This is a genomic window from Nonomuraea sp. NPDC048882, from assembly GCF_040649755.1.
Classification (GTDB): domain Bacteria; phylum Actinomycetota; class Actinomycetes; order Streptosporangiales; family Streptosporangiaceae; genus Nonomuraea; species Nonomuraea maheshkhaliensis.
In genome coordinates, this window is record NZ_JBEZGB010000008.1 from 491,071 (window position 1) to 515,775 (window position 24,705).

The 24,705-nt window shown below is 72.1% G+C and carries 21 protein-coding genes; 11 read left to right on the forward strand and 10 right to left on the reverse strand.

Going from position 1 to position 24,705, the window contains the following annotated elements:
• Positions 1–13 precede the first annotated feature (13 nt).
• Positions 14–727, forward strand: a complete 714-nt coding sequence (locus AB0C27_RS29665; protein ID WP_357850152.1) for a histidine phosphatase family protein — start codon at positions 14–16, stop codon at positions 725–727.
• Here AB0C27_RS29665 and AB0C27_RS29670 read toward each other — a convergent pair.
• The 4 genes from AB0C27_RS29670 to AB0C27_RS29685 are packed head-to-tail and all read right to left on the reverse strand — an operon-like array spanning position 626 to position 4,592.
• Entirely contained in the window at positions 626–1,198 is a 573-nt protein-coding gene (locus tag AB0C27_RS29670) for an NUDIX domain-containing protein (RefSeq protein WP_357850155.1), read from the reverse strand. The genes AB0C27_RS29665 and AB0C27_RS29670 overlap by 102 nt on opposite strands.
• Positions 1,189–2,019 carry a ChbG/HpnK family deacetylase gene (locus tag AB0C27_RS29675; protein ID WP_357850158.1) on the reverse strand — a complete coding sequence of 277 codons (831 nt, stop codon included), beginning with the start codon at positions 2,017–2,019 and terminating at the stop codon, positions 1,189–1,191. Before AB0C27_RS29675 ends, AB0C27_RS29670 begins: the two co-directional genes overlap by 10 nt.
• Positions 2,016–3,479 carry an MFS transporter gene (locus AB0C27_RS29680; protein WP_357850161.1) on the reverse strand — a complete coding sequence of 488 codons (1,464 nt, stop codon included), beginning with the start codon at positions 3,477–3,479 and terminating at the stop codon, positions 2,016–2,018. The genes AB0C27_RS29675 and AB0C27_RS29680 overlap by 4 nt, the downstream gene beginning before the upstream one ends.
• Before the next feature lie 39 nt (positions 3,480–3,518).
• Positions 3,519–4,592 (reverse strand): Gfo/Idh/MocA family oxidoreductase, encoded by a 1,074-nt coding sequence (locus AB0C27_RS29685; protein WP_357850164.1) that lies wholly within the window; start codon positions 4,590–4,592, stop codon positions 3,519–3,521.
• A gap of 286 nt (positions 4,593–4,878) precedes the next feature.
• On the opposite strand from AB0C27_RS29685, the gene AB0C27_RS29690 reads away from it, so the two are divergent.
• The 3 genes from AB0C27_RS29690 (at position 4,879) to AB0C27_RS29700 (ending at position 7,314) form a co-directional block, all read left to right on the forward strand.
• Positions 4,879–5,385, forward strand: a complete 507-nt coding sequence (locus AB0C27_RS29690; protein ID WP_357850167.1) for a DinB family protein — start codon at positions 4,879–4,881, stop codon at positions 5,383–5,385.
• A gap of 100 nt (positions 5,386–5,485) precedes the next feature.
• Positions 5,486–6,697: a flavin-dependent oxidoreductase gene (locus AB0C27_RS29695; protein WP_357850170.1), complete on the forward strand. Its 1,212-nt coding sequence runs from the start codon at positions 5,486–5,488 to the stop codon at positions 6,695–6,697.
• 98 nt (positions 6,698–6,795) lie between these two features.
• Positions 6,796–7,314, forward strand: coding sequence for a carboxymuconolactone decarboxylase family protein (locus tag AB0C27_RS29700; protein WP_357850172.1), 519 nt, complete (start codon positions 6,796–6,798; stop codon positions 7,312–7,314).
• A 51-nt stretch (positions 7,315–7,365) separates the two neighbouring features.
• On the opposite strand, the gene AB0C27_RS29705 is transcribed toward AB0C27_RS29700, so the two are convergent.
• Positions 7,366–10,356, reverse strand: a complete 2,991-nt coding sequence (locus AB0C27_RS29705) for a discoidin domain-containing protein (protein ID WP_357850175.1) — start codon at positions 10,354–10,356, stop codon at positions 7,366–7,368.
• A gap of 301 nt (positions 10,357–10,657) precedes the next feature.
• On the opposite strand from AB0C27_RS29705, the gene AB0C27_RS29710 reads away from it, so the two are divergent.
• The 7 genes from AB0C27_RS29710 (at position 10,658) to AB0C27_RS29740 (ending at position 19,077) form a co-directional block, all read left to right on the forward strand.
• A complete protein-coding gene (locus tag AB0C27_RS29710) occupies positions 10,658–11,980 on the forward strand; it encodes a DUF1996 domain-containing protein (RefSeq protein WP_357850178.1) in 1,323 nt (440 codons plus the stop codon).
• A 57-nt stretch (positions 11,981–12,037) separates the two neighbouring features.
• Positions 12,038–13,093: a LacI family DNA-binding transcriptional regulator gene (locus tag AB0C27_RS29715; RefSeq protein ID WP_357850181.1), complete on the forward strand. Its 1,056-nt coding sequence runs from the start codon at positions 12,038–12,040 to the stop codon at positions 13,091–13,093.
• Between the two features lie 257 nt (positions 13,094–13,350).
• Positions 13,351–16,173 (forward strand): BTAD domain-containing putative transcriptional regulator, encoded by a 2,823-nt coding sequence (locus AB0C27_RS29720; protein WP_357850184.1) that lies wholly within the window; start codon positions 13,351–13,353, stop codon positions 16,171–16,173.
• A 2-nt stretch (positions 16,174–16,175) separates the two neighbouring features.
• Positions 16,176–16,832: a shikimate kinase gene (locus tag AB0C27_RS29725; RefSeq protein WP_357850187.1), complete on the forward strand. Its 657-nt coding sequence runs from the start codon at positions 16,176–16,178 to the stop codon at positions 16,830–16,832.
• 24 nt (positions 16,833–16,856) lie between these two features.
• Positions 16,857–17,453 carry a TetR family transcriptional regulator C-terminal domain-containing protein gene (locus AB0C27_RS29730; protein ID WP_357850189.1) on the forward strand — a complete coding sequence of 199 codons (597 nt, stop codon included), beginning with the start codon at positions 16,857–16,859 and terminating at the stop codon, positions 17,451–17,453.
• A 47-nt stretch (positions 17,454–17,500) separates the two neighbouring features.
• A complete protein-coding gene (locus tag AB0C27_RS29735) occupies positions 17,501–17,971 on the forward strand; it encodes a nitroreductase family deazaflavin-dependent oxidoreductase (RefSeq protein WP_357850192.1) in 471 nt (156 codons plus the stop codon).
• Positions 17,972–18,177: 206 nt separating this feature from the next.
• Positions 18,178–19,077, forward strand: a complete 900-nt coding sequence (locus AB0C27_RS29740; protein ID WP_357850195.1) for a M23 family metallopeptidase — start codon at positions 18,178–18,180, stop codon at positions 19,075–19,077.
• 47 nt (positions 19,078–19,124) lie between these two features.
• On the opposite strand, the gene AB0C27_RS29745 is transcribed toward AB0C27_RS29740, so the two are convergent.
• The 5 genes from AB0C27_RS29745 to AB0C27_RS29765 are packed head-to-tail and all read right to left on the reverse strand — an operon-like array spanning position 19,125 to position 24,632.
• Positions 19,125–20,174, reverse strand: coding sequence for an LLM class flavin-dependent oxidoreductase (locus tag AB0C27_RS29745; protein ID WP_357850198.1), 1,050 nt, complete (start codon positions 20,172–20,174; stop codon positions 19,125–19,127).
• On the reverse strand, positions 20,171–21,655 hold the full coding sequence (locus AB0C27_RS29750; RefSeq protein WP_357850201.1) for an amino acid permease: 1,485 nt from the start codon (positions 21,653–21,655) through the stop codon (positions 20,171–20,173). Before AB0C27_RS29750 ends, AB0C27_RS29745 begins: the two co-directional genes overlap by 4 nt.
• Complete coding sequence (locus tag AB0C27_RS29755) at positions 21,639–21,893, reverse strand: hypothetical protein (RefSeq protein WP_357850204.1); 255 nt, start codon at positions 21,891–21,893, stop codon at positions 21,639–21,641. Before AB0C27_RS29755 ends, AB0C27_RS29750 begins: the two co-directional genes overlap by 17 nt.
• The gene (locus AB0C27_RS29760) at positions 21,890–23,389 is read right to left on the reverse strand and encodes an FAD-binding oxidoreductase (RefSeq protein WP_357850207.1); all 1,500 of its coding nucleotides are present in this window, start codon (positions 23,387–23,389) and stop codon (positions 21,890–21,892) included. Before AB0C27_RS29760 ends, AB0C27_RS29755 begins: the two co-directional genes overlap by 4 nt.
• Positions 23,390–23,417: 28 nt before the next feature.
• Positions 23,418–24,632, reverse strand: coding sequence for a (Fe-S)-binding protein (locus tag AB0C27_RS29765; RefSeq protein ID WP_357850210.1), 1,215 nt, complete (start codon positions 24,630–24,632; stop codon positions 23,418–23,420).
• Positions 24,633–24,705 lie beyond the last annotated feature (73 nt).

Consider the following 24,705-nt stretch of genomic DNA (forward strand, 5'->3'; position numbering starts at 1 on the left):
CGAGTATCGTCCGGTGTTTGTGGCAGCTGAGGGCACGAAGCCGGTCGAATACCGGCAGGGCCGGTTCCTTACCCCGCCAGGAGCGACCGAGGTCCTCCTCGTCCGGCACGGCGAGTCCGAGCCCGCCCGCCCCGACCAGCCGTTCGCCCTGGTGGACGGCCAGGACGATCCGGGGCTCGCGCCCGAGGGCCATGAGCACGCGCGGCGGGTGGCCGAGCGGCTGGCCGCCGAGCGCGTCGACGCGATCTACGTGAGCTCGCTGCGGCGCACATCCCAGACGGCCGCGCCGCTGGCCGCCCGGCTCGGCCTGACGCCGGTGGTGGAGCCGGAGCTGCGCGAGGTGTACCTCGGCGAGTGGGAGGGCGGCCTGTTCCGGCGCATGGTCGCGGAGGGGCATCCGACCGCGGACCGCATGGCGGCCGAGGAGCGCTGGGACGTGATCCCGGGCGCCGAATCCGCCGCGGACTTCTCCGATCGCGTGCGCGAGGCGCTCGGCAGGCTGGCCGCCGCCCACCCCGACCAGCGGATCGTGGTCGTCACCCACGGCGGTGTGATCGCCGAGGCGCTGGCGGCGGCCACGGGGTCGCGGCCGTTCGCGTTCCTGGGCGCGGACAACGGCTCGGTGTCACATCTGGTGCTGACCGAGGCCCGGTGGATCCTGCGCCGCTTCAACGACACCGCGCACCTCGGCCCCACCTTCTCCACCACGGCCGCGCCGCCCACCTGACGCCTCGATCAGGAGGCGGTGCGACTCCAGCAGCCCTTCTGGCAGGTCGCCGGGGGCGCACCAGCGGGCCTCCAGGATCTCCGTCGGGTTGAGCCGCAGGGTGCCGCCGCCGGCGTAGCGGGCCTCGTACGCCACGTCCACCCGCAGCTGGAACCCGCTCCTGAGCTGCACCAGCTCGCCCACGGTCACCTCAAGCCCGGTCTCCTCGCGCACCTCGCGGGCGACCGTCTGCTCGAACGTCTCCCCGCGCTTCGCCCCGCCCGTCGGCAGTCCCCACGGCCGCCGCTCGTTCCAGAAGCGGTGGCGCAGCAGCAGGACGTTGCCATCGCGGTCGCGTACGACGCCCGTCACCCCGACCATGAACGTGGCCTGGGACAGGTAGAGCAGCCGCCACCGCACCCGCGCGCCGAGCCGGAGCCAGACCCGGGCGAGCAGCCGCCTGCCCGGCCGGGCGCGGACCGTCAGTCCCACCAGCCCTCGACCACCTCGACGCCCTCGCTCTCGATGGCGGCGTGCCACACCGGATCACGCAGCAGCCGCGCCTCCCATGAGCGTACGACGCCGTCCGGCCCCTCGACCGCGTCCTCGCGGGACGGGTGCAGGAACAGCTCGCTGGTGCCCTCGGGCAGGGCCGCGAGCCGGCGGAGGTAGTCGTCCCTGAGTGTCTCGTACGTGCCCAGCTCTGCGGCCGTGCGGCGGTTGGTGGCGATCGTCTGGGGGATGGCCACGCCCAGCTCGTCGGCGCGGGCCACGGCGCGCCGGTGGGCCGCCGCGAGCGGCGGCGGGAGCGGCCCGCCGAAGTACGGCTCGGGGTCGCGGGGCAGCCGGAAGGCCAGGCCGTGGGCCGCGCACCAGTCGAGCGTCTCGGCCAGCCACGACCTGCCGTGCAGGCCGTAGAGGGTGCCGGCGTGGGAGTCGGCCGCCACGGGCGCGAGGTCGCGCTCGCGCATCCAGCGCAGCTGCGCCTGCGCCTCCCCGATGACGTCGGGAGCCTCGCCGCGGGCGCCGAGGACCATCGGGTCTGCGCTGAGCGTTCCGTCCTGATCGGCGAGGCTGCCCGGGCCGGCCAGCGGCTGCCAGCGCGGGACGCCGCGTTCGCTGGTGAGCGTCACGTGCAGCCGCGGCAGCACGCCGAGCTCCCTGACCTGCTTCGCGGCCGCCTCCGCGACCGGCGAGACGCAGATGAGCGTCGTCGCGGAGACGTGTCCCTCGGCCAGCAGCGCGGCGATGACCTCGGTCGTCCCCTGCTCGCGGGCGAGGTCGTCGGCGGTGATCACGACGCGGCGGCTCATCGGGGACGCTCCACGGCCGGTCCGTCCACGGGTTCCTCCCCCGAGCCCGCGACCGGGCCGTCCGCGAGGCCCGAGCCGTCCGAAAGGCCCGGACCGTCCGCAGCGCCCGAGTCGTCCGCAGGACCCGGCCCCGCCGGCGGGGCCGGGTCTGTCGCCTCGGGCGGCGTCTCGATCGGGACCGAGACCAGCCGCGCCGCGACCGCGCCGATCGTCGTCAGCACGAACGGATACACGCACAGGTACACCCGGAACGCGAGCCCGGGATCGGCGCCGGGATCGTCGCCCGAGTTGTAACCGAGGAACACGCCCAGCGAGGTGAGCGCGAGCCCGGTCACGATCCCGTTGAGCCGCCCGAAGAAGCCGAACGCCGACAGGAAGAGCCCTTCGCGGTGCTCCCCGTTGCGGGCCGCGTCCGCGTCCAGGACCCGGGCCACGATCAGGTCGTTCGTCGCCAGCATGCCCGACCACCCGGCGCCGACGAGCATCCCCGCGGCGATCGCGGTGACCAGGCCGGTGGCGAAGAACAGAGCGGCGAAGCCGGCCGCGAGGACCGCGAAGGCGATCCGCCAGGCCCACAGCGCGCCACGTCGGGCCACCAGGCGGGTCCACAGGACGAGCCCGCCCGCGGTGACCAGGATGACGATGCCCTGGAGATAGAGGGCGTTCACCACGGGGAGCCCGAGCGAGTAGCGGACGTACAGCTGGATGCCCGACAGCACCAGCGCCATGGCGATGCCGTAGCAGGCGCCGATGAGCCCGACCGACCAGAACATCGGGTTGCGCACGATGGACCACAGGCTCGGCAGCAGCCGCGGCCGCTCGCGCGTGGAGTAGCGGGGCCGCTCGCGCGCGCTGAGCGCCATGAACGCGATCACGACGAGCGCGACCGCGCCGTAGATGATCGCCGTGGTGCGGAAACCCTCGGTGGACTCCTCGGTGCCGAACACGCTCGTCGTGAGCAGCGGGGTGACCGCCAGCGAGAGCACGAGCGCCACCAGCTGGAAGCCCTGGCGCAGGCCGTTGGCGACCGCGCGGTCGCGCTCGCGCGGGTAGAGCTCGGGCAGCAGCGCGCCGTAGTTGGCGTTGATCATCGAGTCGAAAGCCTCGCACAGGATCGCGAACACCGCGAACCACAGCACGAGCCCCATGCCCCGCAGCGAGGACGGCGCGGAGAAGAACGCGATCATGCAGGCCACCAGCATCGGCGCGCCGACGAGCAGCCACGGGCGGCGCCGGCCGAAGCGGCTGCGGGTGCGGTCGGACAGGTGGCCGAGCAGGGGGTTGTCGACCGCGTCGATGACCGCGTAGATCACCATGACCACGCCGTAGGCGCGTACGTCGAGCCCGAGGATGTCGACGTAGTAAAGGATCATCGATCCTTTGATCAGGTTGATCGGGATGGAGGTGCCCAGCATCCCGATGGCGTAGCGCCAGGCGGGGGTGGTACGGGGTTCGGACACGCGATCACTTCCTTCTCCCTGAGCCGGCCGGCGGGGGCGTCAGCTCGCCCAGGACTCCGTGCCCGTGGTGACCGGGCCGCCGCTCTTGGCCGACTCCCCGATGGCGAGCCCGATGAGGTGGTCCTGGCACGCCTCGGCCAGCGGGTACGGCGCCGGCCCCTCCTGCCGCGCCCAGGCGCCCGTGCGTTCGAGCAGGTCCGCGACCGCGATGTCGTCGTCCGACAGGCCCGCACCGGCGAACGGGTTGCGATAGACCACCCGCCCGTCGAAGCTGATGTGCCGCAGGTCGCGCGCCTCCAGGTCGAGGTCCACACCGGTGTCGCGGCGGAGCAGCCGTGACTCCACCGGCGTGAGCGGGTCGGCCAGCCGGATCACCCGGTCGTCGGCCAGTTCGCCGGTCGAGCCGCGCACGACGATGCGCCGCGACAGCAGCGGGTTCCACCACTGGTTGTCGGTGAAGTCGTACAGGCCCATCCGGCCGCCGAAGCCGATCGTGGCGATGGTGGTGGTCGCCGGGCGGGGCGTGGCGTCGCCGCGCCAGCCGCCGGGGCCGAGCGGGTCGGCGAGGGGCGCCTCGAACGCGCCCGCGCGGACCTCGGCGGGCTCGAACCCGACGCCGAGCAGGCCGCGGATCATCGACACCGCGTGGTAGAGGTGCGTCGAGGAGACCTGGACCGAGGTCGGCTCGCCGATCACGCCGTCGCGGACGATCGCCAGCCGGGCCGCGTGCCCGGGCATCAGCAGGTACTGCTCGGCCACCTGCACCAGCCCGGTGCCGCCGACGTCGGCCCAGAGCGAGCGCAGCCCGGCCAGGTCGGGCGCGGGTGGCGTCTCGGCGAGCACGGGCAGCCCGCGCGCGGCCACCTCGCGGACGGCGCCCGGCATCGCGTCCCAGGTCACCGCGGCGGCGAGGTAGCCGGGCCGCTCGTGGCCGAGCAGCTCGTCGATCGAGCCGAAGGCCGGTACGCCCCACTCCGCGGTGATCGCGGCGCCCCGGTCGGTGCTGCGGGTGACGACGCCGGCGACCCGCAGCCGGTCCGGCATCGCCTTCGCCAGCCGCAGGAAGAACCGGGTCCGCCGCCCGCTGCCGATCACACCGAACGTCGTGGTCATCGAAGCCGGACCTCCCCGGGAGACGCTGGAACGGTTCCGCGTGGGACGAAACCGGCAACAGCGTACTTCGCCGGAGATCAGGACGGGAGCTAGAGGGCCTTGCGGAACTTCCGCACCTCGTTCCAGACCTTCTGCCCAGCGGCTTGAACTCGACGGTGAGCTCCCCCTCACGTCGGCGTACGGGGAGGGCCATCGGGTCGGAGGACGCCCCGCGGGCGTTAAATACGTTGCGCCCGCACGGGTGGTCCGCTCAGCATCAAGATCGGACGCTGCGAAAGGGGAACCCATGAACGCGGTCCTGCTCGACACGATCCGCCACAACACCTGGGCCACCGGACGGCTCATCGAGTTCTGCCGGGATCAGCGGCTCTCGGCGGAGCAGCTGGAGGTGCGCGGGGTCGGCACGTTCGGCGGCATCCGCTCGACCCTGCAGCACATCGTCGAGTGCGACGGGAGCTACGTACGGCGCCTGGCCGGGACCGAGATCTCCTGGGTTGACGACGAGGCCGAGGCCGGCCTGGACGAGCTGCTGAAACGGGCGTCGGAGGCCGCGCGGCTGTGGGAAGAGGTGCTGGCCCGGCCGATCGACGTCGAGGCCGTGCTCGTCATCGACGAGGGCACGCGCGAGACCCGCACCGGCATCTTCCTGGCCCAGGCCGTCAACCACGCCAACCACCACCGCGAGCAGGTCTGCGCCATCCTGACCGGCCTCGGCATCCAGCCGCCCGACATCCAGGCCTGGGAGTACGCCTGGGACACCGGGCGCATCTGGGACCGGCCCGCCGTCTCGTAGCAATACCGGGCGAAAAAGACGACCATGTGAATACGGCGGATGATCCGCGAACCGCCGAGTGCGACGGCCCGGAGCAGGAGAGCGCCACCGGAGGACTCTCATGACGACGCGACCCCCGCGCGTGATCATCGCAGGAGCCGGCATCGCCGGGCTGACGGCGGCCCTGAGCCTGCACGCGGCCAGCATCACGGACGTGACCGTGCGCGAGGCGGTGGCGGAGCTGCACCCGCTCGGGGTCGGCATCAACCTCCTCCCCCACGCTGTGCGCGAGCTCATCGAGCTCGGCCTGGGCGAGCGCCTGGCCGCGATCGGCGTGGCGACCGCCGACCTGACCTTCCTCACCCACCGCGGGCAGCGGATCTGGTCCGAGCCGCGCGGGCTGCACGCGGGCTACCGGTGGCCTCAATACTCGATCCACCGCGGCCGGCTGCAGCTGATGCTGCTGGAGGCCGTACGCGAGCGTCTGGGGCCTGAGTCGGTCGTCCTCGGCTCCCCCGTCACCGGCCTCGACCACGACGCCGACCTGCTCGTCGGCGCCGACGGCATCCGTTCCAGCGTCAGGCGGGCCCTGTTCCCCGGCGAGGGCGAGCCGCTGCCGGGCGGCGACGTGCTGTGGCGCGGCACCACGTACGCCAAGCCGTTCCTGACCGGCGGCTCCATGCTGATGATCGGCGACAGCACGCAGAAGCTGGTCATCTACCCCGTCGCGCCGCCCGGCGACGACGGCACCCAGCTGATCAACTGGGCGATCCAGCACCGGGCGCGCGTCGAGGGCGTGCCCACGGGCGACTGGAACCAGCCCGTCGAAGTGGAGCACGTCCTGCCCCACGTGCGCGGCTGGCACTGCGACGAGCTGGACATCCACGCGCTCATAGAGGGCGCGGAGCAGGTGTTCCAATACCCGCTCGTCGACCGTGACCCGTTACCCCGCTGGTCGGCGGAGCGGGTGACGCTGATGGGCGACGCGGCGCACCCGATGTACCCGACCGGTTCCAACGGCGGCACCCAGGCCGTCATCGACGCCCGCGTCCTGGCGTACGCGCTGGCCCACGGCCTGGGCCTGGAGTTCTACGAGGAGCAGCGGCGGCCGGTCACCGGCGGCATCGTGCTGGCCAACCGCCAGGACGGGCCCGAGGTCATCCTGCGGCTGGCCCACGAACGCGCCCCCGGCGGCTTCACCGACGTCGAGCAGGTGCTGCCGCTGGCCGAGCGCGAGGAGATCGCCCTGCGCTACAAGCGGCTGGCCGGATTCGAGCCCGCCACGCTCAACGCCCGCCGCAGCTGGACGGTGCGCCCCCAGCCGCTCCGCTGAGCTCCGGCGGCCCTCGGCGATCGAACCTCGGAGGTGGGCGCCGCGTATCCCCAGCCGTAACGCAGGCGCCTTTCAACGAGCGAGAAGAGAGCCCCGCCATGTCTGATGCCTCCCTGTCTGATGCCTCCCTGTCTGATGCCACTGTCACGCGGATCGCGATCAAGGACGTGACCCCGGACGTCTCCAGTGCGATGCGCGCCCTGCACGAGGCCGCCCTGGCCGCGGCGCGGGCCGCCGGCATCGAGCCGGAGTTGCTGCAGCTGGTCAGGATCCGCGCGTCGCAGATCAACGGTTGCTCCCTCTCGCTGGCCCGGCATCTCCGGGACGCGCGGGCCATGGGTCAGAGTGAGCAGCGCATCAGCGACGTGCGGGCCTGGCGCAACAGCAAGGTGCTCAGTCCCAGGGAGCGGGCCGCGTTGTCGCTGACGGAGGCGATCACGCTGGTCTTCGCCGGTCAGGTGCCGAACGCGGTGTACGCCGAGGCGGCCGGCCTCTTCGACGAGACCCAGCTGGCGGCGCTGATCTGGGCCGCGACGGTGATCAACACGCACAACCGGATCGCGATCACCACCCGGCTGGAGGGCAGCGGCGCGCCACCGATCGCGGCCGCCGGATAAACGTGCCGGTGCGGCGTCCCTGGCTGCGTCCGGGACGCCGCACCGGGCGTGTCAGCCGTAGACGCCGAAGTGCCACAGCGAGTAGCCGTACGCGGTGCCGCGCCGGGTGAGGTTCAGCCGGACGTAGCGGGCGGAGGTGTTCAGCGCGATCTCGTCGAAGCCGCCGTCCCCGCTCGCCGTGCTGTGCACGGTCGTCCAGCCGGCCCCGTCGGCCGACGTCTGCACCTCGTACGCCGCGCCGTAGGCGTCCTCCCAGCCGAGCTGGACGTGCCTGATCGCGGCCGTCCGCCCCAGGTCGACCTGGATCCACTGCGGATCGGCCCACTCGCTGGCCCAGCGGGTGGTGAAGCTGCCGTCGGTGGCCCGGTCGGGGGTGAACGGGCCGCCGTCGCCGTTCGCCTGATAGGTCGAGGCGGTGGTCGGCCTGCCCCCGGCCAGGTCGGTGCCCGCGATGACCGGCGGCACCACGCGGAACGAGCGCTGCTCGATGCCGGCGTTGCCGTGGCCGTCGTAGGCGTAGACGTACACCTTCCACACGCCCATCCGCTCCGGCGCCGTCACCGCGAACCGGCCGGGGCCCGTCTCGGTGAAGCGCGCCTGGGTCAGGCCGCGGTTGGCGGTGATGTGCTTGTCGCCGACCATGACGTTGTAGCGGATCAGGTCGCCGTCCGGGTCGGACGCGGCGACCTCGACGGTGAACTCCTTGCCCGCCTGCACGGCGGTCTGCGAGCCGACCGTCATCGAGGTGATCGCGGGCGGCGTGTTGCCGGTGGCCTGGCCGGTGTAGGCGCGCTTGAGCGCGTGGTAGCCGTGGCGGCGCCAGCCGCCGGTGGTGGTGTTGAGCCAGACGCCGCCGAAGTCGTTCTCCATGCCGTAGTGGAACTCGGTGGCGCCGAGCGCGACGCCGGCGTGGCCGGTGACGGCGTTCCAGCTCGCCAGGTACATGTCCCGCTTCTCCAGGTCGCCTGGCTCGTCGGGCACGCCGTTGACGTCGTTCGGGACCTCCCACTCGCCGTCGGGTCCCGCCTCGGTGACGATGTACGGCCGGGTGTGCCCGCCGGCGATCCAGTCCTGCCTGACGGTGCCGATGGCGCCGTAGGAGTTGACCGCCAGCAGGTCGAGCGCCGGGGCGTGCGCCTTGTAGTAGGTCCAGGCGTGGGTGTAGGCGTCGGTCGAGGTGACCGGGTGGTTGGGGTCGGCGGCGTGGATCGCCTCGGCCACCTCGTCCACGAACCTCGCGTACGCGGCCCGCCGCTGCTCGACCACGTCGGCAGGCAGGCCGTGGTCCTGCATGGTGAGGATCACCTCGTTGCCGACGTCCCACATCAGCACGCCCTGACGGTTCTTCAGCGCGTTCACGCGGGCCACGATCTCGTTCTTCACGCTCGTCTTGTACGCGGTGTCGTTGACGTAGTCGGCGCCCTGGTTCAGCCAGTGCCCGACGATGACCTTGATGCCGTGCCTGGCCGCGGTGTCCAGCAGCGCCGGGGTGTGCGTGTCGTCCACGCCCCAGGTGCGGATCGTGTTGACGCCCATGGCCTTCAGGTCGCGCATGTAGCCGTCGGCGGCGGCCTGCGGCGGCCCGTAGGTCACCCCCTTGATCAGGTACGGCGAGCCGTTCACGGTCAGCCGCCAGTCGCCCTGGGAGCCGGTCACCCGCACGACGCTCGGCCCTGCGGGGACGGGCGGGTCGGTCAGCTCGGCGGGGACGGAGCCGGCCTGCCGGGAGACCGCGACCCAGTCCACGCCGAGCTCGCCGCCTGAGGTGGTGGCGGCGGTGGGCGTGGTGAGGCCGGCCAGAGCGTTCGGCAGCGAGCCGCCGATGGCCAGGTCGAGGCGGAGGTAGAAGCCGTGGTGCACGGCGGCCTTCCAGGCGGCCACGCCGACCTGGCTCTCGCGTACGACCCACGTCTGCCGGCCGTCGAGGTAGAAGCGGATCTCCTCGTCGGTCTTCGTCCTGTCGATGATCTGCGTGTACTCGTGGTAGCCGGTACGGCAGCCCGCGCAACTGGCGAAGCCGCTGGTGCGGCCGTTGTACTCGTTGCACACCCCCTCGGGGGCGGTGCCGCAGTGCAGGGTGTTGGCGAGCTGGTCGCGGCCGTTGACCGCGGTCATGATGTCGGTCTCGCCGATGCCCGGCCAGTTCGTGTGGTTACCGCGGAAGGCTGCGCCGGTCGCGCGGAAGCCGGGCCAGTAGCCGAGCCCGTTCGCGACGTCCGGCTGCTTGATCATGGCGCTGAACTTCAGCAGCTCGCCCGGCCGCGGCTCGAAGTCGGCCCGCTGGGTCTCGATCCGGCCGGAGGTCCAGCGGCCGGCGCCGTCCCTGATCGCCTTGATGGTCAGCCGGCCGTCGCCGAGGTGCACGTTGGCCGTCGAGTCGGTCATGGTCTCGACCTCGCCGGTGCCCCAGTTCGCCGGGCCGCCGGGGTAGGAGGTGCCGGTGCGCGGGATCCAGTTCGCGGCCGACGGCGAGCTGCCCGCCGGGCCGGTGAAGTCGTCCCGCCACACCTCGCTCCACGTGCCCGGATCCGGGCCCGGGTCCGTTCCCGTGCTGCCGTAGACCTGCATCTCCCAGAGGGAGTAGCCGTAGCCGGTGGCTCGGGTGGTGCCGTAGAGGCGGATGTGGCGGCCGGTGGCGGTGAGGTCGATGGTCTGGGTGCCGCCGGCGCCGTTGGTGGTGGTGTGGGCGTCGGTCCAGCTGTTGCCGTCGTTCGAGGTCTGGATCCTGAACGCGGTGGCGTACGCGGCCTCCCAGGTGAGGACGACGCGGCTGATGCTCGCGGAGGTGCCGAGATCGATCCGCAGCCACTGCGGATCGCTGAACGAGCTGGACCACCGGGTGCCGGTCAGGTCCCCATCGAAGGCGGCCGCCGCGCTGTAGGCGGCCCCTTCCTCCGAGGAGGCGGTCGCCGGACGGCCCTGGGACAGCAGGCTGTCGGCCGCCGCGGGAGCGGGGAAGCCCAGCAGGGACACGATCAGGCCCGCCAGCGCGACGGCGACCACCGTCAACCGGCGCGGGCCCGGACTGCGAGTTGGATGCACGACCTCTCCTACCGACGGGGGGTGCCGGGCCGTGGGCACGGCTCAGGTGGGAGAGCGCTCTCCGTATCGGAGAGTCCTCCCGCCCGGCCGCCGAGTCAAGACCCATTTCTTCACCGAGGCGAAACACCCTGCTCATCCACCGGAAACGCGGCAGGTCGCGGCGCTTGCGGCTCCTCCCCACTTGACAACCGGTCACCGCAGCGGTCACTCTTTTGGAGAGCGCTCTCCTACGTGTGTCGTTCCGACCCGTTGGAGGAGAGACCATGCCGCCCGCAGCCCCGCCAAGCTTCCCCTGAGAGCGATGTGCGTCGCACTCGCCGCGGCCATCGCGCTGGTCGCGGCCGGCCTGACCACGATGGTGCCCGCCGTCGCCGCCGACGGCCTGCTCTCGCAGGGGCGGCCGGCGACCGCCTCCTCCGTCGAGGGCACGGGTTACAGCGCCGGCGCCGCCTTCGACGGCAGCACCACCACGCGCTGGTCGAGCGCCGCCGCCGATCCGCAGTGGCTGCGGGTCGATCTCGGCGCTCCCGCCACCATCAGCCGTGTCGTGCTGACCTGGGAGAGCGCGTACGCCACCGCGTTCAGGATCCAGACCTCGAACGACGGCAACAGCTGGACCGACGCCCACACCACCACCAACGGCGCCGGCGGCACCCAGACCATCGACCTCACCGCCACCGGCCGCCACATCCGCCTCTACGGCACCACCCGAGCCACCGGCTACGGCTACTCCCTCTGGGAGATGCAGGTCTACGGCAGCGGCGGCTCGCCCACCACGCCGAGGCCCAGCCCGACGTACACCGACGAGGTCACCCACCACGAGTTCCAGGCCAACTGCTCGTGGACGGCGAACCGGCCCGACGACCCCATCGTCTACCCCGGCCTGCCCGGCGCCTCGCACATGCACACGTTCGTCGGCAACCGGACTACCCACGCGGGCAGCACGGCCGCCTCGCTGCTCGGCGGCGGCACCTCGTGCACCAACCCGCACGACCGGTCGGCGTACTGGTTCCCGAGCTTCTACAAGGGCGACCAGCTGATCCAGCCGACCGGTGACCAGGTCATCTACTACAAGTCGGGCATTCTGGAGTACTGGCGGGTGCAGCCGTTCCCGCAGGGCCTGCGCTTCGTCGTCGGCAGCCCGTACGCGAGCCTGGAGGAGTTCCGCGACGCGCCCGGCGCCGTGGAGGGCTTCGAGTGCGGCGACCTGTCGCGCAGCTGGGACATCCCCCGCTCCTGCGCGCCCGGCACCCAGGTCAACGTCCGCTACCAGGCGCCGAGCTGCTGGGACGGGGTCAACCTGGACAGCGCGGACCACAAGAGCCACATGGCCTACCCCGTCGGCGGCTACTGCCCGGCCGGGCATCCGGTGGCGGTGCCGATGCTGGAGTTCAAGATCGCCTTCCCGGCGGACGGCGACCTGTCCCAGGCCCGCTTGTCCAGCGGGCGCGGCTACACCTGGCACTACGACTTCTTCAACGCCTGGGACGACCCGGCGATCCTCGACGCGCTGGTGACCCACTGCATCAACGGCGGTCTCCAGTGCAACCCGCGCGGCTACGACCTGTACAAACCGCATCGCGGCGCCGCACTCACCGAGGACTTCCAGCTCCCCCGGCCATGAGAGGAGCCCCTGGAGAGCTTGGAGAGCGCTCTCCGGCCGTTGTGCTATAAAGGGCTGATGAGGCAAGATCCCTCGCCGTCATCAGGCTCGTCCATCACTCTGGAAGACGTGGCCCGCGCGGCGGGAGTCTCGCGGTCCACGGTCTCCCGGGTGATCAACGGCATCCGCAACGTCGACCCGGCGATCCAGGAGACCGTCAGGCGGGCCATCGCCACCACCGGCTACGTGCCCAACCACGCCGCCCGTTCCCTCGTCACCCGCCGCACCGGCGCCATCGCGCTCGTCGTCTCGGGGGCGGGCGGCGAGGGCGCCGACGCCCCCTTTCCCGGCCAGGTCTTCGCCGACCCGTTCTTCGGCCGCGTCGTCGGCGGCATCGTCGGCTTCCTGCGGCCCCGGGGCATCCACCCGATCCTGATGTTCGCCGAGAGCGCCGAGATCCACGCCCAGGTCCTCACCCATCTGCGCCACGGCAACGCCGACGGGGCGCTGCTGGTCTCCACCCACGCGGCCGACCCGCTCCCCCGGCTGCTCGTCGAGGCGCGGGTGCCGGCCGTGCTGTTCGCCAGGCCGGCCGAGCCGATCCCGATCAGCTACGTGGACGTCGACCATCGGGCCGGGGCCAAGCTCGCCGCCGACCACCTCGTCTCGCGTGGCCGCCACCGCGTCGCGACGATCTCCGGCCCGCTCGACGTGCCGGCCGGGCAGTCCCGGCTGACCGGCTTCCTGGACGCGATGGCCGCCCACGGCCACGCCTACGTGCCCCACGCCGAGGGCGGCTTCACCCATCACAGCGGCGAGGCGGCCATGGAGCGCCTGCTGGACGAGCATCCCGGCCTCGACGGCGTGTTCGTGGCCAACGACCTGATGGCCCAGGGGGCGCTGGTCGCGCTGCGCCACCACGGCCGCAGGGTGCCGGAGGACGTGGCCGTGGTCGGCTTCGACGACAGCAGCGCGGCGACCGCGTGCCGGCCGCCGCTCACCACGGTCCGCCATCCGGTGGAGGACATGGCCGGGGAGATGGCCCGGATGTTGCTGACCCACATCGAGCAGCCGGGACGGCCGGCCACCTCGAAGATCTTCGACCCCGTCCTCGTCGTCCGCGACTCCGCCTGAACCACCCTTCCCGGACAGCCAGCGTCCCCGTTGATCCATCGGCCTGAGTCGCCCGTCCGGACCGCCCGTCTGGCCCGCCCGCTTGAGCCGCCCGGTCTCCCCGGCGGCCGGCGTCCCGTCGTGCGTGCTCGCCGCCGCGTTCTCCGGAACGGCGGACCGCTCGCACCGGAGCCGCACCGGGGATCCGTGAGACCGGGCACCGGGCGGAGGGCGGATCGCTAGACTTGGCGATCTTCCTTGACGACGGGAGCGCTCCCTTGAGACTGGAGATCAGGTGCCTCGGGCCCTGGGAGGTCGAGGCGGACGGCGAACCGGTGCACATCGCCGGGGCGCGACGGGTGGGGGTGCTGGCCCGGCTCGCGCTGGCCGCGGGGCGGTCCGTACCGGCCGAGCGGCTGCTGTCCGACGTGTGGGAGAGCAGCTCCGCCGCGACCGCGGGCAAGCAGGTGCACATCGTGATCTCGAAGCTCCGCGAGGCGTTCGCCGCCCACGGCGGCGCTGAGCTCATCGAGACCGTGCCCGGCGGCTACCGGCTGGCGATCGAGCCGGAACACGTGGACGCGCACGCCTTCACCGGCCTGGCCAGGCGGGCCAGGGCCGCCTGCGCCGAAGGCGGCTTCACGAGCGCGGACGGGCTGTTCCGCGGGGCGCTCGCACTGTGGCGGGGCCCGGCGCTGGGCGAGGTGGACGCGACCTGGGCGCGGATCGAGGCCGACCGGCTGGAGGCGGAGCGGCTGTCCGTCCTGGAGGACCACGCCGAGCTGCGTCTGTCCGCCGGCGACCACCGCGCCCTGACCGGTGAGCTCGCCGCGTACGTCAGCAAGCATCCGCTGCGGGAACGACCGGCCGCCCAGCTCATGCTCGCCCTGTACCGCGACGACCGGGCGCCCGAGGCCCTTGAGGTCTACCAGCGCCTGCGCCGGACCATGGTCGAGGAGCTGGGCATCGAACCCGGCACCGAAATACGACGGCTCCAGCAGGCCGTACTCGTCAAGGACCCCGAACTCGACCTGCCGCCGGAACGGCGGAGCACGCCCGGCCGGCCCGCCGCCCCCGCCGAGCTGCCCGCCGGCACCCAGGCGTTCACGGCGCGAACGGCCGAGATCGAACAACTCGAAGCCGACCTGACCGGCACCCCCGAGACCGGCTCGACGAGTGGGAGCGCGGTCAGCGTGATCAGCGGGCCGGGTGGCATCGGCAAGTCCGCGCTCGCCGTCCACGTCGCCCACTCCGTCGCCGGACGTTTCACCGACGGCGTCATCTACGTCGACCTGCACGGATCCACCGCCGGGCTCACCCCCTTGACGCCCGTCGAAGCCCTCGGCCACCTGCTGCGCTCCCTGGGCCTGGACGGCACCGCCGTCCCCGTGGACGCCGAGGAGGCCGCCGCCCGTTACCGCTCGCTCACCGCGGCGGGCCACCTGCTGGTGATCCTCGACAACGCCCGCGACGCCCGCCAGGTCCGCTCGCTGCTGCCCGCGGGGCCGGGCTGCCGCGTCCTGGTCACCAGCCGCGATCCGCTGGTCACCCTGGACAACTCCCGGCACCTGCGGCTCGACCGGCTCGACGACGCCGAAGCCGTCGCGCTGCTCGCCCGGGTCGCCGGAGCCGGCCGGGTACAGGCCGAGCCGGAGGCGGCGGTGGAGATCGCCCGGCTCTGCGGCGGTTTCCCGCTCGCGCTGCGCGTCATGGGAGCCCGCCTGGCGGCCCGTCCCGACTGGTCGCCGGCCGATCTCGCGGTCCGGCTGGCCGACGCCACCCGGCGGCTCGACCTGCTGGAGTACGCCGACCTGGCCGTACGCGCCAGTCTCGCGGTCAGCCACGAGCAACTGCGCGAGGAACCGGGAAGGCAGGACGCGGCGCGGCTGCTGGCCCTGCTGGGGCTGGTGGACCTGCCCACGCACACCTTGGCCACCACCGCCGCGCTGACGGACTGGACCGAGCACCGCGCCGAGACCGCCCTGGAGCACCTGACAGACGCCCGCCTGCTCGAACCCGCCGGATCCGGCCGTTACCGGATCCACGACCTCGTCCGGCTGTACGCCCGTGAGCAGAAGGTCTCCGGCGAGGACCGGGCCGGCGCGGCCGGGCGCGTGCTGGACCACTACCTGGCCACCGCGCAGCGGGCGTGCGGGCTCCTCTTCGGCGACGGCGTGGCCGGTAACCTGTTCCCCACCGCGCGGGCAGGGGAGGAGCTCACCTCCCTGGCGGACGCCAACGACTGGGTGCACCGCGAGCGGGACAACCTCCTCGCGGCGGCACGGCAGGCGGCGCGCGACGCCGACCCTTCGACGGCGGGCCTCGCGAACGCCATCACGTGGCTGTTCGAGCGCCGGGGCTGGTTCCCCGAGCTCATCGAGGTGACCGAAGCGGCGCTGCGGCTGGCCGGGAAACAGGAGGACTGGACCGCCCGCGCATACCTGCTGCAGGGGCTCGGCGGCGTCCATCAGCAGCTCGGGCGCTTCCTGACGGGCGCGACCTACCTGGAGGAGGGCCTGGCCTGCTGGGACCGGGCGGGGCTGCCGGACAGGAAGGCGGGCATCCTCAACGACCTCGGCGTCACCTACACCTTGATGGGCCGCTACGACGACGCGCACGCCGCGCTGGACCAGGCCCTCGCCATCACCGAACGGACGCGGCGCAGGGCCCACGAGTCCTACGTGCGCAACAACCGGGTGCATGTCTTCTACCGTCAGGGGAGACACGAGGAAGCGGTGAGCGAGGCGCGGCACACCCTGGCGCTGACGGAGGAGTCGGGCGACACCGGCGACCTCGGCATCGCCAACGACTCCCTGGCCGACGCCTACCGGGCCTGCGGGATGGCGCACGATGCCGTCGAGAGGTACCGGCAGGCGATCGAGCTCCAGCGCACGGCCGGGCACCTGATGGGCGCAGCGGTGTCCTGCTGGTGGCTCGGCCACACGCTGTACGACCTCGGGCGGCACGAGGAGGCCAGGCGGTCCTGGCAGGAGTCGCTGGAGATCCTGCGCGAGGCGCACCTGCTCACCCCCGCCGAGGTGGCGGGATACCTCGCCCAGCCGTTCCCGGACACCCCCGGACCGATCAGGAACCAGCTCTGACCATGCACGACGAACCGGCTGATGAGTTGAGGCAACGGCTGCGCCACGTCCATTGGATCGGCGGCGGCAGCGGAGCCGGCAAGTCCACCGTCGCCCGCCGCCTCGCCGACCGCCACGGCATGCGCCTGTACGACACCGACGCGGTCATGCCCGATCATGCCCGCCGCCTGCCCGCGGACCGGGCTCCCTGCCTGGGCCGGTTCGCCACCATGGACATGGACGAGCGCTGGGTGAGCAGGAGCCCGCGCGAGATGCTGGACACCTTCCACTGGTATCGCGGCGAAGGCTTCGAGCTGATCGTCGAGGACCTCCTGGCTCTGCCCGCCGATCGCCCGGTGGTCGCCGAGGGCTTCCGGCTGCTCCCGGACCTGGTCCGGCCGCTGCTCGCCGGCGTGGACCAGGCGGTGTGGCTGCTGCCGACGCCTTCCTTCCGCCGGGCGGTGTTCGACGGCCGCGGCGGACCGGACTGGGCCTTCCTGGCCAGGACCGGCGATCCGCGGCGGGCGCTGCGGAACGTGCTCGAACGCGACGCGCTGTTCACCGAGCGGCTCGCCGGGCAGGTCCGGCGCCTGGGGCTGCACGGGATCGAGATCGACGTCGGGGACGCCGAGGACGACCTCGTCCGGCGGGTCGCCGTGACGTTCGGGCTGGAGCGATAGGGCGTTCCGCGATAACTTGGTCGTATGACCAACTTGGCCGATCGGCCAACTTCGTCGCGGGGCGACCGCCGTCGCGAGCAGCTGGTGGAGACCGGCGTCGCACTGCTGGGCCAGGACGGATGGCCGGGAGTCACCACGCGCGCCGTGGCCGAGCAGGCCGGCACCAACCCGGGCCTGATCCACTACCACTTCGGCGGGCTGGCCGGGCTGCACGCCGCTATCTTCCGCCGGGCCACCGACCTGGTCATCAGCCCGCTGCTCACCGAGTTGCTCGGCGTCACGGACGAACGGGCGGCGCTGCGCACGATGCGCGGCACGCTGCCCCACGCGAGCGGCGACGAGCGGACGACCCGCCTGGCCGCGGAGCTGATCGTGGGAGCCACCCGCGACCCCGCGCTCGGCGCGGTGCTCCGCGACGAGCTGCGCCGGGTGCGCGCCCAGGTGGCCGACCGGCTCGGCCTGCTGCATCCCGGCTGGCCGGCCGCCCGGCGGGAGGGCGCGGCCACCCTGATCGTCGCCGCGATCGACGGGCTGATGCTGCACCACATGGTCGACGCGGACCTGCCCATGGACCAGGCGCTGGCCGCGGCGGAAGACCTGCTGGGGGACGACGGCCCCTGAAGACCCCTCCCCCATGGCGACACCCCTCACGAGAAAGGCCGACCACCATGGAGATCGTCAACCGGCCCGCGCCGCCGACCGGGCTGCGCCGCAGGCTCTGGCGCCTGCCCATCGTGCTCTACCGCCTGGGCCTGGGGCGGCTGCTGGGCGAGCGCGTCATGCTGCTCACCCACACCGGCCGCGTCTCGGGGCTGCCCCGCCAGGCCGTCATCGAGGTCGTCCAGCACGACGAGCTCGGCTACGTCGCCGCCTCCGGCTTCGGGGAGCGGGCGGACTGGTACCGCAATGTCATGACCGCCCCCGAGGTCGTCCTCCAGGTGGGCGGCAGGACGCTCAAGGCTGCCGCGGCGCCACTCTCCGCCGACGACGGCGCGGAGCTCATGGCCCGGTACGCGCCCCGCCATCCGGTCGCCGCCCGCCGGCTCTGCCGGATCATGGGCTTCGCCGTGGACGGCAGCGAGGCCGACTACCGCGAAGTGGGGCGGCGCATCCCCTTCGTCCGCTTCACCCCGGCCTGATCAGCGATCACCGGCGCGCCGGGGAACGGCCTTCCCGATGAACGATTCACTGCCACCCGGCAAGGAGCCGGAAACTTTCAAGCGACAGGCATTGATGAAAAGAAGTTTCGGGGATATCTTCACGATCATCCGCCCGGGCGCCCGACCTCCACCCCCCTCCAGAGGTGAGCATGCCTATGCCCGCACGGCCGGCACGAATGACGGCCATGAAGCCCACGATCCTCGCCCTCTCGATCGCCCTGGCGGCGGCGCTGTCCCCCCAGGCCGCCTCCGCCGCCCCTGCCGCCTCGTCATCCTCCGCCTCCGCCTCCGCGCGGGTGATGGCCTCGCACAAGAGCCCGTTCAACTGCGGCAAGACGTTCTACGCCAACAACTGGATCGACACTCCGGCGCACAACCCCGAGGGCTCCATCGACTGGCAGACGTACGGGAGCGACGCCATCAACGGCGAGCCCGTGCGCGCCACCGCCGCGGGCACCGCGTACTTCAACGACGCGGGCAGCACGAGCTACGGCAAGTGGGTCGAGGTCCGTCACAGTGACGGCACCAGGACCCGGTACGCCCACCTGGCGACCATGGTGCGGGCGGCCGGCGGCTCGATGAGCGTCGGCCAGGGCACCCAGATCGGCACGGTCGGCTCCACGGGCGGCTCCAACGCGCCTCACCTGCACTACGAGCAGCGCACCTCCGGCGGAGCCGTCGACACCAGCCCCACGGTCGAGGGCGTGACCGTGTCCCTGGGCCAGAAGAAGGCCGTGACCAGCACCAACGCCTGCGGCGGCAACCCGTACACGCCCGAAGAGGTCTGCGGCAGCGGTTACGAGACCATCGACTCGGCCGCCCTCACCGGCGGGCGGGTGTACCTGCTCTACAACTCCGGCAACGGCAACAACTGCGTCACCACGCTGAAGACGACGAACGTCGGGACGCCGTCGTCGATGTCGGCCTTCCTGGAGCCCGAGGGTTCCAGCAGGACGACGAACTCGGGCAGCTTCGGCTACTACGCCGGGCCGGTGACGCGGTCCGCGCCCGGGACGTGCGTCAAGTGGGGCGGCTCCATCGGCAGCGACTCCTACACCAGCCCCTTCGAGCACTGCGGTTCCTGACGACCGAGCCCCCGCCCCCCACCACCGGTGCGGGGGCTCGCCGCCGGTCAGGTGAAGGCGGGCATGATCCGGTCGTGGATCAGCCTGAGCTGGGTGTCCACGTCCGCCACCTCGGGCAGCTCCCGCCCCATGAACTGCTTGACCAGCGTCGCGTCCGTGACGGCGAGGATCATGTGGTTGACGCCGGCCGGCTCGATCTCGCGCTTGATCTTGGCCACGCACTCCTCCGGCGTTCCGGAGATGGACAGCCGCTCCCCCAGCTCGGGCGTGGTCAGCTCGACCGCCCTGGCCAGGTCGCCGGCGCCGAGGGCGTCCACGATGGGCTTCATCGCGCCCGGGTCGACGCCGTTGCGTTCGAGCTGCTCGGCGGGCATGGACGAGGCATACAGGCCGACCATGCTGCGGGCGGCCTCCTTGGCCACGGCCGAGTCGGGGCCGGTGGCGAAGACGACCCAGGCGCCGATGTCCATCGACGAGGGGTCCTTGCCCGCCTTCTCCGCGCCGGCCCGGAAGTTCTCGACCAGGTAGTCGTAGGCTTCGCGGGTGTAGCTGAGCGCGTGGTGCACGCCGTCGGAGAGCTCGCCGGCCGCCCGGAACGAACGCGGCCCGCGCATCGCGCCGAGCTTGACCGGCACGTGTTCCTGGACCGGCCGGGCGAAGGTGAACAGGCCGCTGTACTTGAAGAACTCGCCGTCGAAGGTGATCGCGCCGTCGTCCAGCAGGGTGCGGACCACGTGCGCCGCCTCCTTGACGCGCGACAGCGGCTTGGTGACCGCCCAGTCGATGCCGTACTGGGCGAGCAGCCCGAAGTTGCCGCTGGACAGGACCACCTCGGCGCGGCCGTCGCTGAGCTCGTCGAGCGTGGCCGCCGCCTGGGCGATCAGCGTCGGCTCGCGCAGCACCACCGAGGAGACGCTGGGCCCGAACCTGATGCGCGACGTCTGCTGGGCGGCGGCGGCGAAGAGCAGCCACAGGTCCTTGTGCCAGGTCTCGTCGGCGGCGTAGCAGGCGTGGAAGCCGAGTTCGTCGGCCAGGCGGATGGAGGCCAGCGACTCGCGCAGCGGGTAGTCGGGGAGCATCACGTAGCTGAACTTCATTGGGGGACCTCCTGTGGGATGGCGTCGCCCGAGGGGGCTCCGCCCTTGTCGTACGGCCGGGCGGCCAGCAGGTAGGCCAGCCCGGCGGCGATCACCACCAGCCCGGACAGGGCGACCAGGTAGTCGTCGTACCAGGGGGCGCCGGGCGTTCTCGGCCAGGCCATGTTGACGATGGCGAGCACCCCGTAGATCAGCGCGGCCACGTTGACGGCCAGGCCCGCGCGGCCGAGCGTGAACGGGCCCGACGGGCGCCAGCCGCGCAGCCTGGCCCGCAGCGCCGCCAGCACCACCATCTGGAAGCCCAGGTAGATGCCGAGCACCGCGAATGAGATGATCTTGATGAGGGCGTCCTCCGACACGATCGAGCCCAGCACGACCACGGCGGGAACGACGGCGGCGACCAGCAGCGCGTTCGGCGGGATGCGCCTGGCCCGGGAGAACCTTCTGAACACGCGGCTGCCCGCGATCATGTCGTCGCGGGCGTAGGAGTACAGCAGCCGGCTCGCCGCCGCCTGCAGACTGAGCGCGCACGACAGGAACGACAGCAGCACCACGCCGAACACGACCTTGAGCCCGACCGGGCCGAAGGCGGCGGTCACCACGTTCGTGACGGGGTCGGGGTCGGCGCCGGAGACGACGGCGGCGAAGTCGGGCACGGCCAGCAGCAGCGCCAGGCAGACGAACGTGGCGGCGGCGCCGCCCACGTAGATGGTCATGCGCATGGCCTTGGGGATGCGCCGGGTGGGGTCGGGCACCTCCTCGGCCACGTCACCGCACGCCTCGAACCCGTAGTACTGAAAAATCCCGATAAGTCCGGCCGCCAGGAACGCAACGAAATATCCGGACTCCGACCCGGCGCCGAACGAGTCGAACAGCACCCCGAGCCCGTGATGGCGCTCGGTGAGCAGCAGCCACCCGCCCACCGCCAGCGCCCCGACCAGCTCGGCGGCGAAGCCGATGATCGCCGCCACCGCCAGGGCCCTGGTCCCGCCCAGGTTGATCGCCAGCGCCACGCCCAGGATGACCAGCGCGCACAGGATCGTGTTGCCGGTGCTCACCCCGATCCCGAGGAAGGCCGACAGGTACGGCCCCGCCCCGTACGCCACGCTCGCGATCGTCACCAGCAGCGCGACCAGGTACACCCAGCCCGTCATCCAGGCCCAGCGCCGCCCCCACAGCCGCCTGGCCCACGGGTAGATGCCGCCGGTCAGCGGATACTGCGAGACGATCTCGCCGAAGACGAGCGCCACCAGGAACTGCCCGGCGCCCACGACGACCAGGCTCCAGATCATCGGCGGCCCGCCGACCGCCAGCGACGAGGCGAACAGGGTGTAGACACCGACCACGGGCGACAGGTACGTGAACCCGAGCGAGAAGTTGGCCCACAGGCTCATGTCCCTGCGGAACTCCGAGGTGTAGCCGAGGTCGGCCAGCCGGGTGTCGTCGCCCCGGCTCGGCGGCACGTCATTCGTCGAGGTCATGGAGCAGCTCCTCGCCGGAGATCACCTTGCCGGCGAAGTGCCGGTGCATCCAGGCCAGGTGGTCGGCCCGGGCGCGGACCAGGCGCAGCGTGTCCCAGTTGGGGAAGGTCTGCTGGGTCACGTGTTCGGTCATGAGCGCGGGCTCGACCTCGAAGACGTGCTCGAAGCGGGTGATCGCCACGTCGGTCACGCGCCGGGCCGGTGGAGGCGACATCTCCTCCTGATGGCGATAAGTCATGACTTCTCCGTATAAGCCTGGTCGAGCAGGTACTTGCCGGGGTTCATGATGTTGTTCGGGTCGATGGCCCGTTTGACGGCGAGCATCACGTCGTACCCGCCGCCGAGCTCGGCCGGGACCAGGTCCACCTCGCCCTCGCGGCAGGAGCCGTGGCAGGCGCTGATCGAGCCCCCGTGCCGCAGCGTCACGGCGGCGAGTTCGCGCTTGGCCCGCACCCACGCCTCCCAGGCGGTGTCGTCGAGCCGCTGCTCCCAGATGCCGATGTCGATCTCGGTGAGGTAGTCGGCGCCGGTCGCGCCGTTGGTGTAGGCGAACATGCCCCAGTCGTCGAACACGTCGCTCTCGCGCCTGAGCCGCTCGGCGATCTCGTGCCAGGCCAGCCGGACGGCGGGCAGACGGGTGTAGTTGATCGAGGCGTCCTCGCAGTGCCAGCTCATCGGCACGACCTGTCCCGACCGGGTACGACCGTGCAGCGGCGTGGCGTACCGGTCGTGCCGGGCCGCCCAGTCGCCCTCGGAGATCTCGTCGCCCAGGTAGCGGGCGCCGAGCGAGCGGGCGATGCGCAGCAGCCGCCGGCCGCCGACCCGCACCTCGTCCTCGTAGCCGTAGAGCGCGGCGCAGACCAGCGCCTTCACCGACGACGGCTGCGGGATGTAGGCCTCGTCGTCGCGCCGCAGGTAGTCGACCTTCCACTCGTCGAACAGCACCGCGCCGGCGAACGTGGCCACGCCCGCCCGCGCCAGCGCCCCGACCGCGCGATAGGCGCTGTCGTAGTCCTCGAACGCCCAGAACGGCGAGAACTCCGCCTCCGGCTTCGGGAACAGCTTCAGCGTCGCCTCGGTGGCGATGCCGAGCGTGCCCTGATGGCCCATGAACAGGTGCTTGAGCTGGTACCCGCTGGAACTCTTGGTGATCTTCCGGCCGATGCCGTCGCCGACGTGGATGACCCGGCCGCCCGGCAGCACGTGGTCGAAGCTGAGCACCAGGTCGCGGGTGTGGCCGTACCGGGAGCCGATCAGGGACCAGCCGCTGGTGCCGATCCGGCCGCCGACGAGCGAGCACGGGTAGGAGGCCGGATCGTCCGGATAGATCAGGCCGTGGCGGGCCAGGACCTCGTTCAGTTTGAGCGCGTTGATGCCGGTGCCGACCGTGCAGGTGCGGTTGTCGAGATCGATCTCCTTGATCTGGTTGATCCGCTTGACGTCCACCACGATGCCGCCGCGCAGCGGCACCGCGCCGTCGGTCAGCCCCGTGCCGCCGTCGCGCGGCACGACCGGGATGCGCAGGGCGTCGGCCAGCCTGAGCACCTCCGCGACCTCCTCGGTGGAGGCCGGCAGCACCACCAGGTCGGGCATGCGCTCGGCCCACCGGTGCACGGGGAACGGCGCGGGCACGCGCGCCCGGTTGAGCCGGTCGGCCTTGCCGGTCAGCACGTGCTCGGGGCCGAGGATCCGCCGCAGTTCGTCCAGTACGGGATCATCGATCAGCACCGTCATGACGCCACCTCCGGCACCCGTCCACCGCTCATGGGGCCACCCCCAATGACTCGGCCAGCAGCTCGTGCACGTCCACCACGTCGATCGAGCGCGCCCCGCCCGCCTCCGCCAGCGGCCGCTCCGACCACGGACAGGCGCTGACCAGCGTGTCCACGCCCAGCTCGGCCGCCTTGCCGATCCGCTGCTCGCTGATCTTCGCGGTCAGCTCCGGCTTCTCGACGGGCAGCCCGCCGCCTCCGCCCGAGCAGTACGACCACTGCGACACCCGGTCCACGTCGTGGAAGGTCAGCCCGGGGATCGCCCGCAGGATCTCCCTCGGCTCCCGCCAGACGCCCTTGCGCTTGTTGAGCCGGCACGGGTCGTGGTAGGTCACCGTGCGCTCGACCGGGACGTGCGGCGTCAGCCTGCCCTCCCTGATCAGCTCCGCGAGCAGCTCCACGACCAGCACGATCTCGATGTCGTAGTCGTCGCCGAAGTAGCGGGGATAGTCCTCGGTGAACGTGATGTAGTCGTGCGGGTCGAGCACCAGCACCCGCCGCACCCCGGCCGCCCGCCAGTCGTCCAGGTTGTGCCGGGCGAAGCGGCGGGCCTGCTCCTCGTACCCCATCTCGGCCGCCGGGCCGCCGCAGCACCACTGCTCGTTCATCAGCCCGAACGGGTAGCCGGCCAGGCTGAGGATCCGGGCCACCGAGCGCGGGACCGAGGTGCGGTGGAAGGCCGCCTCGCAGTCGACGAACAGGATGCTCTCCCCGCCGATCGGCAGGTCGAGCCCTTCGGCCCAGTCGCGGACCCGCGCCTGGTCCACGGGGGTGCCGTCGAGCACCGGCTCGTGCCGGCGCTCGTCGGTCAGCAGGTTCCAGCGCCGCCAGCCCGGCTGGTGCACGCCCTGCGCCACGGCCAGCCCGCGCACGGCCTTGACCAGGTCGACCGTACGGGTGCGGAAGCGGTAGAAGTCGCCGGTGAACAGCGAGTTGGGGCAGCGCACCTCGCACGCGCCGCATCCGGTGCAGTTGACGTAGTCGGCCGCGACGTCCGCGACCTCCAGCTCACCCTTCTCCATCGCCACGACGTTGGCGTGGAAGGCGGTGGGGCTCCAGGACTCGTTCCGCGTGACCTGCATGACGGGGCAGACCTCGCGGCAGAACTTGTGGCCTGAGGAGAAGCAGTTGTAGGCGGCGTCGCGCCACTCCTCGGCGAACCGTTTCTCGGGCCCTTTCTCGGGCCTGTCGTCGGGATCCGGCATGTGGCCTCCCAGGCAAGCGGGATCGCGCTGTGCGGGTTGCGCTTAAAAGTATGAGTTCATATTTCAAAAGGCA

Excerpts from the sequence above, each read along its gene's own strand:
- AB0C27_RS29765 (WP_357850210.1), bottom strand. The coding sequence starts at position 24,632 with ATGCCGGATCCCGACGACAGGCCCGAGAAAGGGCCCGAGAAACGGTTC.
- AB0C27_RS29735 (WP_357850192.1), top strand. The coding sequence starts at position 17,501 with ATGGAGATCGTCAACCGGCCCGCGCCGCCGACCGGGCTGCGCCGCAGG.
- AB0C27_RS29750 (WP_357850201.1), bottom strand. The coding sequence starts at position 21,655 with ATGACCTCGACGAATGACGTGCCGCCGAGCCGGGGCGACGACACCCGG.
- AB0C27_RS29725 (WP_357850187.1), top strand. The coding sequence starts at position 16,176 with ATGCACGACGAACCGGCTGATGAGTTGAGGCAACGGCTGCGCCACGTC.
- AB0C27_RS29685 (WP_357850164.1), bottom strand. The coding sequence starts at position 4,592 with ATGACCACGACGTTCGGTGTGATCGGCAGCGGGCGGCGGACCCGGTTC.
- AB0C27_RS29695 (WP_357850170.1), top strand. The coding sequence starts at position 5,486 with ATGACGACGCGACCCCCGCGCGTGATCATCGCAGGAGCCGGCATCGCC.
- AB0C27_RS29715 (WP_357850181.1), top strand. The coding sequence starts at position 12,038 with ATGAGGCAAGATCCCTCGCCGTCATCAGGCTCGTCCATCACTCTGGAA.
- AB0C27_RS29710 (WP_357850178.1), top strand. The coding sequence starts at position 10,658 with ATGTGCGTCGCACTCGCCGCGGCCATCGCGCTGGTCGCGGCCGGCCTG.
- AB0C27_RS29700 (WP_357850172.1), top strand. The coding sequence starts at position 6,796 with ATGTCTGATGCCTCCCTGTCTGATGCCTCCCTGTCTGATGCCACTGTC.
- AB0C27_RS29675 (WP_357850158.1), bottom strand. The coding sequence starts at position 2,019 with ATGAGCCGCCGCGTCGTGATCACCGCCGACGACCTCGCCCGCGAGCAG.
- AB0C27_RS29730 (WP_357850189.1), top strand. The coding sequence starts at position 16,857 with ATGACCAACTTGGCCGATCGGCCAACTTCGTCGCGGGGCGACCGCCGT.
- AB0C27_RS29740 (WP_357850195.1), top strand. The coding sequence starts at position 18,178 with ATGAAGCCCACGATCCTCGCCCTCTCGATCGCCCTGGCGGCGGCGCTG.
- AB0C27_RS29755 (WP_357850204.1), bottom strand. The coding sequence starts at position 21,893 with ATGACTTATCGCCATCAGGAGGAGATGTCGCCTCCACCGGCCCGGCGC.
- AB0C27_RS29690 (WP_357850167.1), top strand. The coding sequence starts at position 4,879 with ATGAACGCGGTCCTGCTCGACACGATCCGCCACAACACCTGGGCCACC.
- AB0C27_RS29745 (WP_357850198.1), bottom strand. The coding sequence starts at position 20,174 with ATGAAGTTCAGCTACGTGATGCTCCCCGACTACCCGCTGCGCGAGTCG.
- AB0C27_RS29760 (WP_357850207.1), bottom strand. The coding sequence starts at position 23,389 with ATGACGGTGCTGATCGATGATCCCGTACTGGACGAACTGCGGCGGATC.